Annotated in this window: 17 protein-coding genes; 10 read left to right on the plus strand and 7 right to left on the minus strand. The window is 66.4% G+C overall.

What is annotated here, in order from left to right; genetic code table 11:
- The first annotated feature begins 54 nt into the window (after window positions 1-54).
- Window positions 55-672 carry an NADPH-dependent F420 reductase gene (locus AC1DUN_RS14495; protein WP_477714554.1) on the plus strand — a complete coding sequence of 206 codons (618 nt, stop codon included), beginning with the start codon at window positions 55-57 and terminating at the stop codon, window positions 670-672.
- A 239-nt stretch (window positions 673-911) separates the two neighbouring features.
- Window positions 912-1,586 (plus strand): outer membrane beta-barrel protein, encoded by a 675-nt coding sequence (locus AC1DUN_RS14500; protein WP_477714555.1) that lies wholly within the window; start codon window positions 912-914, stop codon window positions 1,584-1,586.
- 93 nt (window positions 1,587-1,679) lie between these two features.
- Here the strand turns inward: AC1DUN_RS14500 and AC1DUN_RS14505 are convergent, their stop codons facing one another.
- Together AC1DUN_RS14505 and ompR are read right to left on the minus strand one after the other, a co-directional pair.
- Entirely contained in the window at window positions 1,680-2,996 is a 1,317-nt protein-coding gene (locus tag AC1DUN_RS14505; RefSeq protein WP_477714556.1) for an ATP-binding protein, read from the minus strand.
- A gap of 10 nt (window positions 2,997-3,006) precedes the next feature.
- Window positions 3,007-3,756, minus strand: a complete 750-nt coding sequence (gene ompR, locus AC1DUN_RS14510) for an osmolarity response regulator transcription factor OmpR (RefSeq protein WP_477714557.1) — start codon at window positions 3,754-3,756, stop codon at window positions 3,007-3,009.
- A gap of 283 nt (window positions 3,757-4,039) precedes the next feature.
- Here ompR and AC1DUN_RS14515 point away from each other — a divergent pair, with 283 nt between their 5' ends.
- The 3 genes from AC1DUN_RS14515 (at window position 4,040) to AC1DUN_RS14525 (ending at window position 5,897) form a co-directional block, all read left to right on the plus strand.
- Window positions 4,040-4,573 carry a hypothetical protein gene (locus AC1DUN_RS14515; RefSeq protein WP_477714558.1) on the plus strand — a complete coding sequence of 178 codons (534 nt, stop codon included), beginning with the start codon at window positions 4,040-4,042 and terminating at the stop codon, window positions 4,571-4,573.
- Between the two features lie 65 nt (window positions 4,574-4,638).
- Window positions 4,639-4,956, plus strand: a complete 318-nt coding sequence (locus tag AC1DUN_RS14520; RefSeq protein WP_477714559.1) for an EF-hand domain-containing protein — start codon at window positions 4,639-4,641, stop codon at window positions 4,954-4,956.
- A gap of 62 nt (window positions 4,957-5,018) precedes the next feature.
- Window positions 5,019-5,897 carry an alpha/beta hydrolase gene (locus AC1DUN_RS14525; protein ID WP_477714560.1) on the plus strand — a complete coding sequence of 293 codons (879 nt, stop codon included), beginning with the start codon at window positions 5,019-5,021 and terminating at the stop codon, window positions 5,895-5,897.
- Here AC1DUN_RS14525 and AC1DUN_RS14530 read toward each other — a convergent pair.
- Entirely contained in the window at window positions 5,869-7,080 is a 1,212-nt protein-coding gene (locus AC1DUN_RS14530; RefSeq protein ID WP_477714561.1) for an extracellular catalytic domain type 1 short-chain-length polyhydroxyalkanoate depolymerase, read from the minus strand. The genes AC1DUN_RS14525 and AC1DUN_RS14530 overlap by 29 nt on opposite strands.
- Before the next feature lie 273 nt (window positions 7,081-7,353).
- Between AC1DUN_RS14530 and trhO the strand changes: the two genes are divergently transcribed.
- The 4 genes from trhO to AC1DUN_RS14550 all read left to right on the plus strand — a co-directional run bounded on the left by trhO (window position 7,354) and on the right by AC1DUN_RS14550 (window position 10,351).
- A complete protein-coding gene (gene trhO / locus AC1DUN_RS14535) occupies window positions 7,354-8,301 on the plus strand; it encodes an oxygen-dependent tRNA uridine(34) hydroxylase TrhO (protein WP_477714562.1) in 948 nt (315 codons plus the stop codon).
- A gap of 8 nt (window positions 8,302-8,309) precedes the next feature.
- The gene (locus AC1DUN_RS14540; protein WP_477714563.1) at window positions 8,310-8,975 is read left to right on the plus strand and encodes a glutathione S-transferase; all 666 of its coding nucleotides are present in this window, start codon (window positions 8,310-8,312) and stop codon (window positions 8,973-8,975) included.
- A gap of 81 nt (window positions 8,976-9,056) precedes the next feature.
- Window positions 9,057-9,503 carry a DUF2628 domain-containing protein gene (locus AC1DUN_RS14545; RefSeq protein ID WP_477714564.1) on the plus strand — a complete coding sequence of 149 codons (447 nt, stop codon included), beginning with the start codon at window positions 9,057-9,059 and terminating at the stop codon, window positions 9,501-9,503.
- A gap of 26 nt (window positions 9,504-9,529) precedes the next feature.
- Entirely contained in the window at window positions 9,530-10,351 is an 822-nt protein-coding gene (locus AC1DUN_RS14550; protein WP_477714565.1) for an alpha/beta fold hydrolase, read from the plus strand.
- A 35-nt stretch (window positions 10,352-10,386) separates the two neighbouring features.
- Here the strand turns inward: AC1DUN_RS14550 and AC1DUN_RS14555 are convergent, their stop codons facing one another.
- The gene (locus AC1DUN_RS14555; RefSeq protein ID WP_477664842.1) at window positions 10,387-10,818 is read right to left on the minus strand and encodes an Lrp/AsnC family transcriptional regulator; all 432 of its coding nucleotides are present in this window, start codon (window positions 10,816-10,818) and stop codon (window positions 10,387-10,389) included.
- A gap of 154 nt (window positions 10,819-10,972) precedes the next feature.
- Between AC1DUN_RS14555 and AC1DUN_RS14560 the strand changes: the two genes are divergently transcribed.
- A complete protein-coding gene (locus AC1DUN_RS14560; protein ID WP_477714566.1) occupies window positions 10,973-12,076 on the plus strand; it encodes a saccharopine dehydrogenase family protein in 1,104 nt (367 codons plus the stop codon).
- 9 nt (window positions 12,077-12,085) lie between these two features.
- Here AC1DUN_RS14560 and sbcB read toward each other — a convergent pair whose 3' ends face one another.
- The 3 genes from sbcB to clpA form a co-directional block, all read right to left on the minus strand.
- Complete coding sequence (gene sbcB, locus AC1DUN_RS14565) at window positions 12,086-13,555, minus strand: exodeoxyribonuclease I (RefSeq protein WP_477714567.1); 1,470 nt, start codon at window positions 13,553-13,555, stop codon at window positions 12,086-12,088.
- A 19-nt stretch (window positions 13,556-13,574) separates the two neighbouring features.
- Window positions 13,575-15,032, minus strand: a complete 1,458-nt coding sequence (cls, locus tag AC1DUN_RS14570) for a cardiolipin synthase (protein WP_477714568.1) — start codon at window positions 15,030-15,032, stop codon at window positions 13,575-13,577.
- A 108-nt stretch (window positions 15,033-15,140) separates the two neighbouring features.
- Window positions 15,141-17,477: an ATP-dependent Clp protease ATP-binding subunit ClpA gene (clpA, locus tag AC1DUN_RS14575; protein WP_007872500.1), complete on the minus strand. Its 2,337-nt coding sequence runs from the start codon at window positions 17,475-17,477 to the stop codon at window positions 15,141-15,143.
- Between the last annotated feature and the right edge of the window lie 38 nt (window positions 17,478-17,515).

A 17,515-nucleotide genomic window follows, 5' to 3' on the forward strand; every position in this document is an offset into this window, starting at 1 on the left:
AAAGGCAATCGAAATCCCATCATTCACTCCATCAACAACCCAAGGAGTGAATTCATGTCTACCCCCGTCAACACCCCCAGCATCGGCATCATCGGTTCCGGCGCCATCGGCTCGGCCATCGCCACCCTCTTGGCCCGCCATGGCATCCCCGCCACGCTATCCAACAGCCGCGGCCCGGACTCGCTCAAGGACCTGGTGCGCGAACTTCCCGGCATCACGGCCGGCACGCATGAAGCAGCGGCCGCCAAAGACATCGTGTTCGTCGCCGTCAACTGGGGCCGCCTGCCGGCCGCATTGGCCGGCCTGCCCGATTTCGGCGGCCGCATCGTCATCGACACCAACAACCCTATCGAGGCGCCGCTGTTCAAGCCCGCCGAACTGAACGGCCGGCTGTCGAGCGAAATAGTGGCGGACCTGGTGCCGGGCGCGCGCGTGGTGAAGGCTTTTAACCACCTGGCCGCAGCGCTGCTGGCCGCCGACCCGGCCGACCGGGGCGGCAAGCGCGTGATGTTTTATTCAGGCGACGACGCGGCCGCCAAAGCCACCGTGGCCGCGCTGATCGCCCGGCTCGGCTTCTCGGGCATAGACCTGGGCGCGCTGGCCGTGGGTGCACGGCTGGCGCAGTTCCCGGGCGGCCCGCTGCCAATTCTCAACCTTGTGCATTTCGCTTGAGGGCCACCGCCAGGCCTGACCCGTCGCTGACGGAACAGGCCCGGTGCGGTGTGCAGCACTGCGTAAAGTCACAATTTTTTTACCGTTGGTTTACCGGTGCTAGACCGCCGCTATACCCAGCCATCGCTCAATGGCGGTGCGCAGGGTCCTGCGCGGCCTGGGCAACAAAAAGCACACGTTGCCCGCCCAGGCAGATCAGAAGTTGCCGGTGCCATGCGCCGGCTTTTTCCGGAGAAAACATGAAGTTCACCTATTCATCCAAATTGTTGTGGCTGTCCACCGCTGCACTGTCCCTGGGCGCCGCGCTGGCGCAACCGGCACAGGCGGCGCCGCTGGCAGCGGGCTCACAGGATGTTTACATCGGCGGCAATATCGCCGCCAGCCGCGCGCCCGGCCTGGGCGGCAGCGTTGACGGCGCCCTGGCCAACCAGGGGCTGGGCAGCAGCACCTCGACCGGCACGCCGGGCACCTCGGGCGGCCTGCGCCTGGGCTACCGCCTCAACCCCAACCTGGCCTTTGAGGCCAGCTATGACCGCATAGGCTCGACGGACCTGCAGTCGGCTATCGCCTCGCCGGCGGCGGACAGCGCCTCGGGCACCTGGAAGGCGCACGGCTTTGGCCTGCATGTGCTGGGCATCGCGCCGCTGGACAACCAATGGTCGGTCTACGGACGCGCAGGTGTCGAGCAGTGGCACACCTCGCTCGACACGGCATCCAGCACCGGCGCCACCGCCAATGTGTCGACCACGGGCTCCAACACCTCGCTGGCGCTGGGCGCCGGCGTGGCCTATGCCATCTCGCCGAATGTGGATGCCACGGCGGAGCTGGTACGCTACAACCGCGTGGGCACGTCCTCTACCGGCAGCAGCGCGGTGAACCAGGTCAACTTCGGCCTGCGCTACCACTTCCTCTGAGCGCATTTTTGAAAACACCCTGAAGGCAGGGTGATCCCAAGGCCGGCGCCTGCGTGCCGGCCTTTTTTGTTTTTATCGTTGGCAAGCGCGGCCTCAGGCCCGCGGCAGGCTGATCCGGGCGCACAGGCCGCCGCCGGCGGCCGGCAGCAGTTCAAACCTGCCGCCATGCGCGCGCACGATGCGGTCCACGATGGCCAGGCCCAGCCCGGCGCCGGGTGGGCCGGTGCGTGTGCTTTCAGCGCGGCGAAAAGGCTGTTTCAAGGCCTCGGCCTGCGCGGCGGCTATGCCGGCGCCGTGATCCGTCACCTCTATCCAGACCGAATCGCCCGAGCTGCCGGTGGCAATCGCAACTGGCGGCAGGCCGTGGCGCCAGGCGTTTTCGACGAGGTTGGTGAGCACGCGGCGCATCGCGCGCGGGCGCAGGGGTACGGGCGGCGCGTTGCCGGCCTCCAGCGCCACCGGCATGCCCTGGCCGGCCGAGGCGGCTGCCACCTCGGCCGCGAGCGCATCCAGCGCCACGGATGCCGGTGCTTCGCTTTCGGTGCTGCGGGCAAAGTCCAGGAACTGGCCGATGATGGCGTCCATTTCTTCCACGCCGCGTGTCATGCGGGCCATGAGTTCTTCGTCGGCCTTGTCACGCAGGATCTCTATGCCCAGGCGCAGCTTGGTCAGCGGCGTGCGCAGGTCGTGCGACACCCCTGCCAGCATCAGCGCGCGCTCGTCGTCGGCCTGCGCCAGGCTGCGCACCATCTGGTTGAAGCTGCGGCTCAGGTCGGCGATTTCCGTGGGGCCGTCTTCGGGCAGCGGCTGGGGGCTGCCGCCGCCGGCCAGCGTGTGCGCCGAAGCCACTACGCGGCGCAGGGGCCGGTTCAGGTGGCGGTGGATCAGCAGCGCGCCCAGCAAAGCCAGCAAGGCGCTGGTGAGCGAGGCCGCGATCCATGCGCCGGTGAATTCGCGCGCCGGCAGCACGCCGGGCAAGGTCACCCAATGGTCAGCGCCGTCAAGGCGCAGCCGCACCGCCAGGCTGCCGCCGGCTTCGCGGCGCCAGATGATTTCGGAGCCCTCGCCTTCCAGCGCAATGCCACGGGAAGCCTCATTGACGAAACGCCGCTCGAGCCGGCTCAGGAGCGGGCGCTGGCCGCGGCCGCCGCCCTCCTCGTCCTCCGCAATGCCCTGCATGGCACGGTGGTTGAATTGCGCCACAAAAGCCTCGCGCTGGGCCGGCGGCATGGCGGCCAGACCGGCGCGGATGGCGCCGACGTTGCGCGCCACCGCCACCGATAGCTGCGCCAGCCGCGGCTTGACGATCAGCTGGCGCACCAGCAGCGCGCTGGCCAGCTGGCCCACCACAACGAGCACCACGATGAGCAGCACGTTGCGCCCGAACAGGCTGCGCGGAAACAGCGTCATACAAAGAGCCTCATGGCTTGCCCGCCTTGCCGTGTCTGGCCGCGCCGCCTTCGGGCACAAACACATAACCCACGCCCCACACCGTCTGGATGTGCACCGGCTGCGACGGGTCGGCTTCGATCAGTTTGCGCAGGCGCATGACCTGCACGTCAATGCTGCGGTCGGTGGCTTCGTGGTCGCGGCCGTAGGCCAGCTCGATCAGCCTGTCGCGGCCCAGCGGACGATTGGGGTGCAGGGCCAGCGCCTGCAACAGGCTGAACTCGCCGGTGGTAAGCGGCACGTCCTCACCGTTTTTGTCCAGCCGGCGCGCATCGAGCGCCAGGGTGAAGTCGCCGAAGCGCACCGTGCCCCGGCCGGGCAGCGGACCGCTGTGCGCGCCCAGCATGCGCTGGCGGCGCACCAGCGCCTGGATGCGGGCCAGCAGTTCGCGCGGGTTGAAAGGCTTGGGGAGGTAGTCGTCGGCGCCCATTTCCAGCCCGACGATGCGGTCCACCGGGTCGCCGCGGGCGGTGAGCATGACGATGGGAATGGTTTCGCCCTGGGCGCGCAGGCGCCGGCACACCGCCAGGCCGTCTTCGCCCGGCATCATCACATCGAGCACCAGCACGTCGAAACGCTCACGCGCCAGCAGGGTGTCCAGGGTTTTGGCGTCTTCCAGCGTGCGCACGGCATAGCCCTGGTCGCCCAGGTAGCGCTGCAGCAGGCTGCGCAGGTCGGCCTCATCGTCGACCACCAGGACCCGGGCCAGCGGCTCGCTCATGGTGACGGACCTGTCTGCAAAAACGCCTTGGAAACAAGCATACGAAATCATCCCGACGCAAGAAAGATGCCCCCATGGTAGCGGCCCGCGCGAGGCCGGCCGTCCGGCAAATCATGACAAACGATGACAAAGCCGGGGTTTGTTCATGCCTTGTCATCAAGAGGCCGATTGCCGCCATGCGTGGTTCACATCTGGCGGCCACAGTGGCGTCACGGCGCTGCAATACAGGTTTGCGCGGCGCCGAAAGCCCTCAAACCCCAGTTCAAACTTCCAGGAGTTCGCCATGAAAAGCACGCTTTCCGCCACCGCCCTGACCTGTGCCCTGCTGGCCGCAGGTTTTTCCGCTACCCATGCCGAAGCGTCCGCCCGCCGCGTGGTGCGAGCCAATGCCGACGGCGGCGTCACGGCCACCACGGCTGTCAACCGCCAGGGCCCGAACGGCGGCACACGGGTGCGCAACCGCAGCACCAGCACCGACGGGCAAGGCAATGCCAGCACCGCGGGCAGCGCCTCCACCACAGGCCCCAACGGCGCCACCGCCGTGCGTACCGGCCAGGCCAGCCGCAGCGCGGACGGCTCGGCCGAGCGCAGTGGCAGCTTTGCCGCCACCGGCGCCAAAGGCAGCGTGGAAAGCAGCGGCAGCAGCAGCAAGACCGCCGACGGCAGCGTGAACGCCAGCCGCAACACCACGGCCACCAGCGCCGCCACCGGCAACAGCGTGCAAAGCACGGCTTCCTACAACCAGGCCAGCGGCGTCACACGCAGCACGACCTGCTACGACGCGACGGGCACGGCCATGAGCTGCCCCTCGCGCTGAACGAGGCTCGCCTTCCACCAAAGCGGATTCTTCCAAACCTTCCAACCTTTATCTGGAGCACTTTCATGACCCCCACCTTCAACCTCCGCGCTCTTTCAATCATGGGCCTGCTGGCACTGGGCGCCGCGGCCCAGGCCCAAACTCAGGCTCAGTCGCCCAACACCGGCCGCCTGGAAAAAGCCCGCACCGAACTGCAAAAGCGCTTTGACGCGGCCGACACCAACAAGGACGGCAAGCTGACACGCGAAGAAGCGCAGGCCAAAATGCCCAAGGTGTACAAAAACTTTGATGCCATCGACACCCGCCACAGCGGCGCCATTTCGCTGGCCGACATCGAGACCTTTGTGGTGTCGAAAAAAGGCTCGCGCAAGCCGGCCGGCTGAGCCGCATGCAGGGTTTTGCATTCTTCCCGTCCCACCGGACGCTGATTGACTGGAGATTTTTCATGACGCTTCTTGCCACCCGGGCGCAGCGCGCCGGCCTTGTCGCGACGCTGCTTTTGTCCGCCACCTTGAGCCTGGCCGCTCCGGCGCTGCCCGAGGGCGTGCGCCGCATCGCCGACCTGCCCTACGGCCAGGACGAGCGCCAGCGCATGGACGTCTACCTGCCGCCCCCAGCCACGGGCAGCATCGCGAAGGCGCCCGTCATCGTGATGGTGCACGGCGGCGCCTGGATGGTGGGCAACAAGGCCATGCCCAAGGTGGTGGAGAACAAGGTGGCCTACTGGGTCAAACAGAAGGGTTATGTCTTTGTTTCGGTGGGCTACCGCCTGATGCCGCAGGCCGATCCCCTGCTGCAGGCGCGCGACGTGGCCACGGCACTGGCCAAGGCGCAAGGTCTGGCGGCCTCCTGGGGCGGCGACCCGGCGAAATTCATCCTGATGGGGCATTCGGCCGGCGCGCACCTGGTGGCGTTGCTGGCAGCCTCGCCGGCGCTGGCGCGCGAGGCCGGCGCCCATCCCTGGCTGGGCACGGTCGCGCTCGACAGCGCGGCGCTGGACCTGGAGCGCATCATGCGGGCGCGCCACATGGGTTTTTACGACAAGGTTTTCGGCGCCGACCCGGCTTACTGGCGCAGCGTGTCACCCAGCAGCGTGCTGGCAGCGGACGCCACGCCCATGCTGCTGGTGTGCTCGACGCAGCGGGCCGACGGTTCCTGCGCCCAGTCGCGCGATTTTGCCGCCAAGGTTGCGGCCAAGGGCGTGCGCGCGAGCGTGCTGCCGCAGGACCTCACGCATGAGCAGGTCAACAGTACGCTGGGCCTGCCCGGCGCCTACACCGAGGCCGTCGACGGCTTCATGATGGGCCTGTTGCCTCGTCCTTAGGCTGAGGCAATACCGGCGCGCGGCGGTGGTAACTGAAGAAGGTCCACATCAGCAGCGAGGCATCGGGCCCATGCGGTTCGTTGAATTCGAGACTCGCATCGCCGCCGCTCCAGGCGTGGCCCAGCATGTCGACATCACACTTGACGAGCTGCGGCTTGCGGCCCGCGTACCAGGTGGAAGTCTGGTAGGCATGGCGCGGCCGCCGGCCGCCGCGGCGCTCGGGATGGCGGCGCACCACAGGTCCCTCGCGCGACACGCCCTCGGCAAGGACCGGGCCGTTGATGATTTCAAACTGCGCGGCCAGCTGGTCGGCATTGACCCGCCGCACCACGCTGTCGTGGTCGCCGTGGATCAGCAGGGCCGGCATGCCCGGGAATTCCGGCTGCTGGCTGACAAAGAAACGCGCGGCCGCGCCGTAGGACGAGCCCGAGCCGTGCTGCATGGCGCGGTAGGCGCTGAAGGGTGAATGTGTGGTGCCGAAGACCGGCGCCGAGTGCATACCCACGGCCGCGATCAGCTGCGGGTGGCGCAAGGCCACGATGGCAGCCAGCGCGGCGCCGGCCGACAGGCCCGCCACATAGGTGCGCGAGGCGTCCAGCCCGTGCTTGTTCTGCACCTGGGCAATCATCGCGGCAATCACCTCGACGTCGCCCTCTCCCCGTTGTGTGGCCTGCCTGTACCAGTGCCAGCAACGATGGGCATCGGCCGCAGCCGATTGTTGCGGATAAAGCACCGCAAAGCCCTTGCGTTCGGCCAGCGCATTCATGCGGCTGCCCGCCGCGAAGTCGGCCGCCGTCTGCCGGCAACCATGCAGCATGACCACCAGCGGGCGCGGCGCCACGGGAGCGTCAGACGCCCCGGCCGCGGCGGCGGGCAGGTAAAGCCAGTACATCATGCGCCGCGCATCGGTGTAGAGGCCGTCCCCCGGCAAGGTAAACCAGGCCTTGCGCCAGGTGCCGGGCAGGCCGGCGGCCGCGCGCGCCTGCGCCGCCGTAGGCCGGCGCGCTTTCCGGGTGGGCTGGGCCGCGGCAGGCTTGACCAGTTTGAGCTGGGGCTTGCGCGGCCTGCTGGCCGGCACGGCCTTGGGCAACAGGCTTTTGAACAGGCGCAATCCCTCCGCCTGCTGGACTTTGCTGACGCGGCGCATGCTTTTCAACCAGAGGCTGCTCAGGCTTTTTGACATGAAGGGCGGTGGAGTTGAGGAGTCATGGAGGACGGCGGTATGGTCCGGGCCGGCGTGCGATTTATAAGTACACGGTTATTTTGCTGCATTGCAGCAAAATGTCTATCGGTCAGGGGCGTAAAGCGATGCCGCCTGGCTTAAATAAAGTGCCTTTCGTCACAAAATCCAGCTGTCAGGGTGCGAAAGCCCTCCCCGTTACCATTGGAGACTTGGCTTACGCCGCTGAAAATGCCTTTTTGGGGCACTCTGACCTGTTTACCCGCCTTTTTCTTCATGTCCCGTTTCCTGACCGCCGCCCTTTACCAATTTGTTGAACTGCCGGACTTCGCCGCACTGCAGGCGCCGCTGCTCGCGCATTGCGAGGCGCATGGCGTCAAGGGCACGCTGCTGCTGGCCGCTGAAGGCATTAACGGCACGATTGCGGGATTGCCTGAGGGGGTTCATGCGGTGCTGGCGTATCTGCGCGCCGACCCGCGCCTGGCGAAGCTGGAGCACAAGGAGGCCTGGGCCGAACAGATGCCCTTCTACCGCATGAAGGTGCGGCTCAAGCGCGAGATCGTGACCATGGGCGTGCCCGAGGTCCACCCGGCGCTGATGGCCGGCGAATACGTCAAGCCGCAGGACTGGAACCAGCTGATCCATGAGCCCGGCGTGGTGCTGGTCGACACGCGCAATGACTATGAAGTCTCCATAGGCAGCTTCGAGGGCGCGATCAACCCGCACACCGCCAGTTTTTCGGAGCTGCCCGGCTGGGTGGAGCGCGAGATGGCCGAGGGCGGCAAGCTCGCCGAGCGCGACGGCAGGAAGCCCAAGGTGGCGATGTTTTGCACCGGCGGCATACGCTGCGAAAAATCCACCGCGCTGCTGCGCTCCAAGGGTTTTGAGGAGGTCTACCACCTCGAAGGCGGCATCCTCAAATACCTGGAGACCGTGCCCGAGGCGCAAAGCAGCTGGCAAGGCGAGTGTTTTGTGTTTGACGAGCGCGTCTCGGTGGGCCACGGGCTCAAGCCCGGCGGCTTCACGCTGTGCCGCTCCTGCCGCGACCCGCTCAGCGAAGAAGACCGCCGCTCGCCGCTGTATGAACTCGGCGTGAGCTGCCCGCACTGCCACAGCAAGACCAGCGACGAACAAAAAGCCGGCTACCGCGAGCGCCAGCGCCAGGTCGAGCTGGCCGAAAAACGTCAGGCCGCGCACATAGGCGCGCGCCAGCCCGGCGCCTGACTGCGGTCATGACCAGCGCCCTGCCCGTCCTGTATTCCTTTCGCCGCTGCCCCTATGCGATGCGCGCGCGCCTGGCGCTGGCCGTGAGCGGCGAGCCCTACGAATTGCGCGAAGTCGTGCTGCGCGACAAGCCGGCCGAGCTGCTGGCCGCCTCGCCCAAGGGCACGGTGCCCGTGCTGGTGCTGCCGGATGGCACGGTGATAGACCAAAGCCTGGACGTGATGCTGTGGGCGCTGCGGCGCCATGACCCGCAAAGCTGGCTTGCGCCGCCGCATGCCTCCATGGACGAGATGCTCGCGCTGGTCGCAGGCAACGACGGCGAGTTCAAGCGCCACCTGGACCGCTACAAATACCCCAACCGTTATCCCGATGAATCGGCCGGTGACGCGCAGGCGTTTGCGCTGCTGCACAGGACGGAAGGCGCGGCCTGGCTGGCGAAACTGGACGGCATGCTGGGCAGCGGATGGCTGTTCGGCGCGCGCGCCAGCCTGGCCGACATGGCCCTGCTGCCCTTTGTGCGCCAGTTCGCCCATACCGATGCCGCTTGGTTCGCCGCGCAAGCCTGGCCCAGGCTGCAGGCCTGGCTGGCGGGCTTTGAGGCGGGTGCGCTGTATGCGGGTGTGATGGGCAAGCATGCGCCGTGGCGGGACACGAGCGCCCAGGTTCAATGCTGATATAAAGCACACAGCGACGCCCAGACCGGACCACAGCCGGCAGCGCCTGCGGCCATGCCAGCCACTACCGGGAGGAATTTTTTGAACCAGCCCACGCAACCCAACCCTTTTGCGCCGCCGCAAGCACCCGTCGGCGATGTGGCTGAACCGCTTGCTGCCTCGGACATCGACAGCTTGCCTGTTTCCGACACCTGGAAGACCCGGTTCCGGATCATCGAGAAAGCCGGTGGCGTGAAGCTGCCGCAGTTCAAGGCCCTGAGCTTCGGCGAGCGCATGAAGATCGGCTTCGGCCTGCTGCCTTTCCTGTTCGGCCCTTTCTACTACCTGGCCAAGGGCATGTGGAAAAAAGCCATCACCCTGTTTGTGGTGTGCCTGGTGCTTGTGGTGATCCTCGGGATGCTGCTGGAATGGGCTGGCCTGGGCCGCTTCGGCAGCTCCCTGGGTTATGGGGTCGCGGCCATTTTCGCTGTGCGCGCGAAGATCGATTACTACAAGAAGATGGTGCTCGGGCAAAACGGCTGGTGGTAGGGCTCCCTTCACCAAAACCCCTGGCCATGAAGACCATGACTTCGGTTGAAGTCCAAGGCGCCATGCTGGCCGTGGCGCACGAGGCAAACCATGGCGCCACCAGCATGCCGGTGCTTTTCCTGCACGCCAACGTCGCGGACAGCCGCATGTGGCAAAGCCAGTGGGACTTGCTGGCCACAACACACCCGGTCGCCAGCTATGACCGCCGGAGCTTCGGGGCATCGCGCACCTTGCACGCAAGGCCGCATTCCAATGTGGCCGACCTGTGGGCGGTGATGGATGCCTTGGGCTATGACCGGGCGGTGTTGGTCGGCTGTTCTTTAGGAGGCCGTGTTGCCATCGACGCGGCATTGGCCCGGCCGGACCGGGTCGGCGGCCTGGTTCTTGTTGCGCCCGGCGTCAGTGGCGCGCCAGCGGCACGATATGGCGATCCGGTCAGGGCCTTGATGGATGCGATCAGCGACGCCGCGGCGCGGGGCGACCTCGATGCCAAGAACGAACTCCAGGCACGTCTTTGGCTGGACGGTCCCTTAAGCCCGCCAAATCGGGTCAGCGGCGAGGCTCGCCGGCTTTTTCTTTCGATGAACGGCACCGCCTTGCGTGCCGCCAGCCCGGGTGCGGCGTCCGAGGAGCCCGCGGCGTGGGAACGCCTGGAGGCGATCCAGGCGCCTACGCTGGTGCTGTGGGRCGATCTTGACCTGCCGAACTTGCAGGAGAGGTCCGAATTGCTTGCACGGCGCATACCCGCGGCCCAGGGCTTGGTGATCCCAGGCACGGCACACCTGCCGCCACTTGAAGCGCCCCAACAGTTCAACCCGGCGCTGGCGCGATACCTCCAGCAGCTGTAAGTCGGCATGACCAGGCGGTCGCGCCCTCCTCGGCGCTAGCGCTGGATACGCGTGGACAGCACCACCGAGGTATGCGTGCGCTCCACCCCGTCGAGCAGGCCTATGCCGTCTATCAATGCGTCCAGCCTTTCGATGGAGCCGGCCTGCACGATGGCGATCATGTCGTAGGTGCCGCTGATGGACAGCAGGGAGCGCACCTCGGGAATCTTGCGCAGCGCCGCCTCCACCGTGCCCGTGAGCTTGGGGCCTACGGTGAGCATCACATGGGCCGACACCTGCGACTGCTCATAGGCCTCACCGGTGCGCGCGCCGTAGCCGGTGATGACCTTGTCGCGCTCAAGCCGCGTGATGCGGGCCTGCACCGCCGTGCGCGACAAGCCGACCTTGCGCGCAAGCAAGGCCATGGGGCAGCGCGCGTTGTCGCGCAGTTCGGCAAGCAGGGTCTGGTCTATGGCGTCGAGTTGCATGGCGTCCATCCAGAATAGTTAAATCACGTATTTAGGTAGCGTATTTATCTAAAGTATGGCGTTATTTTGTCTAAATTGATACTGGTAACTGCCTGCCTGGGCTTCCACAATGGACCATGCCTCGCACCGGGGCACATTCCCCAAGGAGAGCCTTATGAAGAAGATCATGGTCGCAGGCGCCGGAAAAATCGGCTCGGCGATTGCCGCGCTGCTGGGCGCCACCCGGGACTATTCGGTGACGGTGGCCGATGCCTCGCCGGCGGCGCTGGCGGGCATCAAGACCGGCCCGCGCGTGCAGCGGCTGGCGCTGGACATCAGCAACCCGGCAGCCCTGCGCACCGCGCTGGCCGGGCACTATGCGGTGCTCAGCGCGGCGCCCTTCCACCTGACCACACAAATCGCCGAGGCCGCCGTGGCCCAAGGCGTGCACTACCTGGACCTGACAGAAGACGTGGCCAGCACCCGGCGCGTGAAGGAGCTGGCCGCCGCCGGCGCGCGCACAGCATTGATCCCGCAGTGCGGCCTGGCGCCGGGTTTTGTCTCCATCGTCGCAGCCGACCTGTGCCGGCGTTTTGACAGCCTGCACAGCGTGCGCATGCGGGTCGGTGCGCTGCCGCAGTTCCCGTCGAACGCGCTCAATTACAACCTGACCTGGAGCACCGACGGCGTCATCAACGAGTATTGCGAGCCCTGCGAGGCGATTGTTGAAGGCGTGCTGCGCCAGGTGCCGCCGCTGGCCGAGCATGAGGAGTTCTCGCTGGACGGCGTGACCTACGAGGCCTTCAACACCTCGGGCGGCCTGGGCACGCTGTGCGAAACGCTGCAGGGCAAGGTCACCCACCTCAACTACAAGACCATACGCTACCCGGGCCACGCGGCCATCATGAAGGTGCTGCTCAACGACCTGCGCCTGCGCGAGCGCCGCCACGTGCTCAAGGACCTGCTGGAAAACGCCCTGCCCGTGACGCTGCAGGACGTGGTCATCGTGTTTGTCACGGTGAGCGGCCAGCGCGAAGGCCGGCTGATGCAGGAAACCTATGCGCACAAGGTCTATAGCCAGGTGGTAGACGGCGTGCTGCGCAGCGCGATCCAGGTGACCACGGCGTCTGGTATCTGCGCGGTGCTGGATTTGCTGGCAACCGGGAAGCTGCCGGCGCAAGGTTTTGTGCGGCAGGAGGAGATCGCGTTGGAGGATTTTCTGGCCAACCGCTTCGGCAAAGCTTATGCCGAGCACCCAGCCGAGCGCGCCGCAGCCTGAAAGCTGCGCTCAGAGCTCCGGCGCTATCGCCTCGGCGTAGTCGTACAAGGAACCAAGGATGGCCTCGCCGCGTTCATCGGCGGTCTCCGAGAGCACGTCGATGCGCGCAAACAACGCATCCACATTGCGCGCCCCGCCCTCGCCTTCAAGCAACCAGGCAACCCGGTGCGCTTCCCAGCGTTCGGCATCCTCGGGCGACAGGGTTTCGGGAAAATTGCGGGCGCGGTAGCGGAACAGCATTTCCTCGAGCCGGTCGTCGTCAAAGCCGGTACGGCTGTGGGCCAGCTCGGCGGGCGACAGCGCGCGCAGCTGGTTCAGGCGGCGACGGTCGGCATTGCCGACAAAACCCCCGTAGAGGTCTTCATCCACGTCTGGCGCGGCCTCCTTGGGGCGCTGGAAGACTTCGGGCCAGATGGCGCTCATGTCGGGCAAGGCCGCGGCTTTTTCGGCGTTGCGCAGGGCTGCGGGGATGTCCACGCCCCACTGGGCCGCCATTTCGGGCGTCAGGGTGGCGAGCTTGCGCACCACCATGGGCGACTTGTTGAGGTGGACCGACTTGATGGGCAGGCGTTGCACGCCTTCGGGCAGGTCGGCGGAGCGGCTGAACAGGCGCTGGCGCAGCGTGGCGACGTCCAGCAGCGGCAGTTCGCCGGGGTCTTGCGACAAGTCCCAGGCCAGCAGCTCGTTCTTGTTGGTGGGATGGGTGGCCAGCGGCCACATCACGGCCAGGCAGCCGCGCTCGGGCGGGAACATGCCGGAGATGTGCAAAAAGGGCTGGGCCGTCTGCGGGCTGGTGGGCAGGCCGAGTTCGGCGGCGACCCTGTCCTTTTTGTGCAGGCTCAGGGCAAAGTCAAAAAGCTTGGGCTGGGCCTGGCGTATCAGCCGCGCCAGCGCAATGGTGGCGCGCACATCGGACAGCGCGTCATGCGCGGCATCGTGCATCAGGCCGTTGGCGCGCGCCAGGTCTTCGAGCTTGAAGCTGGGGCGGGTCACCTTGGGGTCGTCCGGAAAACGCTCATCGGGCTTGCGCGGCCAGGTGATGCCTTCGGGCCGCAGGGCGTAGGCCATGCGCACCACGTCCAGCAGGTCCCAGCGGCCGCAGTCGTTCTGCCACTCGCGCGCATAAGGGTCTATCAGGTTGCGCCAGAACAGGTGGCGCGTGACTTCATCGTCAAAACGTATGGTGTTGTAACCCACGCCTATGGTGCCGGGCTGGGCCAGCATGGCCTCGATGCGGGCGGCGAATTCATGCTCTGCCACGCCGCGCTCCAGGCACAGCTGGGGCGTGATGCCGGTGAGCAGGCAGGACTCCGGGTCCGGCAGGTAGTCGCTGGCGGGCTTGCAGTACAGCATCAGCGGCTCGCCGATTTCATTGAGCTCGGCGTCGGTGCGTATACCGGCGAACTGCGCGGGCCGGTCGCGCCGGGGGTTGATGCCGAAGGTCTCGTAGTCGTGCCAGAGAAAGGTGTGGGAGGCCATGGAGCGTCTCGGAAAGGGTTTAAAGCAAGGGGGAGAACAGCCGCGCCGTGGCGTCGGCCAGCCGCATCAGGAAGCGCTGCGGCCTGTGGGCGCGCACGGCGACGGCGCTGCGCAGGTCGGTCTCAAACTGCTCGGCCAAGGGGCCGGCCAGCGCCGGGCCGTAGACCACCGCCATGACCTCGAAGTTCAGGCGAAAGCTCCGGTTGTCGAAGTTGGCGGTGCCGGCCATGGCGCAGTTGTCGTCGACCACCAGGGTCTTGGAGTGCAGCATGCGGGCCTTGTATTCCCAGACCTGGACGCCGGCGGCGATCAATTCGTCGTAATAGGAGCGCGCGGCGGCGCTGACGATAAAGCTGTCGCTGCGGCGCGGCAGCAGCAGGCGCACGTCGACACCGCGCAGCGCGGCGCTGGTGAGCGCCATCAGGGCCGGCTCGCCGGGCACGAAGTACGGCGTGGTCAGCCAGGCGCGCTGGGTGGAGGCGTTGATGGCCGCGACCTGCATGCGGTGTATGGGCTCCAGCGTGGTGTCGGGCCCGCTGGTGACGATCTGCACCGGGATGTCGCCGGCTTCGGCATCTGGCTGCAGCTGCGGCAACAGTTGCGGCAGGTCGCGCTGCCCGCCTTTGAGCGGCTCGCCGGTGGTGTAGGCCCAGTCTTCGAGGAAGGTGGTCTGCAGCCAGCGCACGGCGCTGCCTTCTATGCGCAGGTGCACGTCGTGGTAGGCGTCGCGGCGGGCGCGCCGGTCTTCTTCGTCGGTGATGTTGACGCCGCCGGTAAAGCCTATGCTGCCGTCGCAGACCACGATCTTGCGGTGGGTGCGGTAGTTGGTCACCGGGCGCAGCCGCCGTCCTATGCGGGTGTCGTGGAAAAACGCGACCTGGCCGCCGGCGGCCAGCAGCGGCGCCAGGAACTTGCTGCCCAGGCGCTTGGAGCCCAGCGCGTCGACCAGCAGGCGCACGGTGACGCCCTCGCCGGCTTTTTCCACCAGCAGGTCGCGCAGCAGGGTGCCGATCTGGTCGGGCTCGAAGATGTAGTACTCGAGGTGGATGTGGTCGCGCGCGCCGCGCACGGCCTTGAAGATGCTGTCAAAGGTGCGCACGCCGCCCGAGAGCAGCTGGACCGAGGTCGCGCTGGACACCGGCAGGCCGCAGGCGGCGGTGCCCAGCGCCGCCATCTGCCGCAGGGACGCGGGCGCCTTTTCAGCCGCCTCGCGCAGCAGGGCCAGGTCCGCGCCCGCGCGCTCGCCGGCGCGGCTGCGCAGGCGCTTGAGGCGCTGTTTTTTCAGGCGCTGGGGCCCGAGGAAGTAATAAATGACAAAGCCCACGAAAGGCAGCAGGGCCAGCGACAGTATCCAGCTCATGGTGGACACCGGGGCGCGCTTTTGCATCACGATCCAGATGGACAGCACCGCGATGTAGAGGCTCCAGGCCAGGGAGAGGCCGGTTTTCCATTCGGAGCTGAGTTCGGGGAGCGTCAAGGCGGGGGGCTGAAAGGGTTGGCGGCGCTGGCGGACATGAAAAAGGCCGATAGCGTGATGCTACCGGCCTTTTGGATGGGTGCCGGGAATTCAGCGCCCGGGTTTGCTTCAGTTGGTTTCCGCCGCCTCAGCTTCAGGCTTGGCCTTGCCCTCTTTCTTGGGCAGGGGCTGGATGTCGAGCTCGACTTCGCCAGTTTCCACGCCTTTTTCGTCGGCCGTCACCTTCATGTCGACGGTCAGGCGCCCGCCGTCTATCAGGCGACCGAACAGCAGCTCGTCGGCCAGGGCGCGGCGAATCGTGTCCTGGATCAGGCGCTGCATGGGGCGTGCACCCATCAGCGGATCAAAGCCCTTCTTGCCGAGGTACTTGCGCAGCGTGTCGGTGAAGGTGACTTCGACCTTCTTCTCGGCCAGCTGGGTCTCGAGCTGCAGCAGGAACTTGTCGACCACGCGCAGGATGACGGCTTCATCGAGCGCCTTGAAGCTGACCGTGGCGTCCAGGCGATTGCGGAACTCGGGCGTGAACAGGCGCTTGATGTCGGCCATCTCGTCGCCGGACTCGCGCGGGTTGGTAAAGCCAATGGTCGCCTTGTTCATCGTCTCGGCACCGGCATTGGTGGTCATGACGATGATGACATTGCGGAAATCGGCCTTGCGCCCGTTGTTGTCCGTCAGCGTACCGTGGTCCATGACCTGCAGCAGCACGTTGAAGATGTCCGGGTGCGCCTTCTCGATTTCGTCGAGCAGCAGCACGGCATGCGGCTTCTTGGTGATGGCCTCGGTCAGCAGGCCGCCCTGGTCGAAACCGACATAACCCGGGGGCGCGCCTATCAGGCGGCTCACGGCATGGCGCTCCATGTACTCGGACATGTCGAAGCGGATCAGTTCAATGCCCATGATGTAGGCCAGCTGCTTGGCGGCTTCCGTCTTGCCGACGCCCGTGGGGCCGGAGAACAGGAAGGAACCAATCGGCTTGTCGTCCTTACCCAGGCCCGAGCGCGCCATCTTGACGGCGGACGCGAGCACGTCGAGTGCCTTGTCCTGGCCAAAGACCACGCTTTTGAGGTCGCGCTCCAGCGTCTTGAGCTTGCCGCGGTCGTCGTTGGACACGTTGGCGGGCGGGATGCGCGCGATCTTGGCCACGATCTCCTCGACCTCGGCCTTGCTGATGATCTTCTTGCGCTTGGACGCGGGCAGGATGCGCTGGGCGGCGCCGGCTTCATCGATGACGTCAATCGCCTTGTCGGGCAGGTGGCGGTCGTTGATGTACTTGGCGCTGAGCTCGGCCGCGGCCTGCAGGGCGGCCACGGCGTACTTGACGCTGTGATGCTCTTCAAAGCGCGACTTCAGGCCCTTGAGGATGTCGACGGTTTCCTGCACGGTGGGCTCGACCACGTCGACCTTCTGGAAGCGGCGCGACAGGGCCGCGTCTTTTTCGAAGATGCCGCGGTATTCGGTGAAGGTGGTCGCACCTATGCACTTGAGCTGGCCCGAGCTGAGCGCGGGCTTGAGCAGGTTGGACGCGTCCAGCGTTCCGCCCGAGGCCGCGCCGGCACCGATCAGGGTGTGGATTTCGTCGATGAAAAGGATGCCGTTGGGCTTGTCCTTCAGCGCCTTGAGCACGCCCTTCAGGCGCTGCTCGAAGTCGCCGCGGTATTTGGTGCCCGCGAGCAAGGCGCCCATGTCCAGCGAGTAGACATTGGCTTCGGCCAGGATCTCGGGCACGTCTTTCTGCGTGATGCGCCAGGCCAGGCCCTCGGCGATGGCGGTCTTGCCCACGCCGGCCTCACCGACCAGCAGCGGGTTGTTCTTGCGGCGGCGGCAGAGGATCTGGATGACGCGCTCGACCTCGTACTGGCGGCCGATCAGCGGGTCGATCTTGCCGTCCTTGGCGAGCTGGTTCAGGTTGACGGTGAACTGCTCGAGCGGAGAGGCTTTTTCATTCTTCTCACCGCCCTCTTCGTTCTCGGCTGCGCTCTCGCCGGCCTTGGCGGGCTCGGGTGGGTCGCTCTTCTTGATGCCGTGGGCGATGAAATTGACCACGTCCAGGCGGGTGACGCCCTGCTGGTGGAGGTAATAAACGGCGTGCGAGTCTTTTTCGCCGAAGATGGCGACCAGCACGTTGGCGCCGGTGACTTCCTTCTTGCCATTGCCGGTGGACTGCACGTGCATGATGGCGCGCTGGATCACGCGCTGGAAGCCCAGCGTGGGCTGCGTGTCGACGTCGTCGGTCCCGGCGACCTGCGGGGTGTTGTCCTTGATGAAGTTGGCAAGCGACTTGCGCAGATCATCCACATTGGCGGAGCATGCGCGCAGCACTTCCGCGGCACTGGGGTTGTCCAGCAAGGCAAGCAGGAGGTGCTCGACGGTGATGAACTCGTGGCGCTGCTGGCGCGCCTCGACAAACGCCATATGCAAGCTGACTTCTAATTCCTGGGCAATCATTGATCTTCCTTTCGGCTTGCTTGGGTTAACTTAACTGA

The organism is Polaromonas sp. P4_F6, from assembly GCF_056401275.1.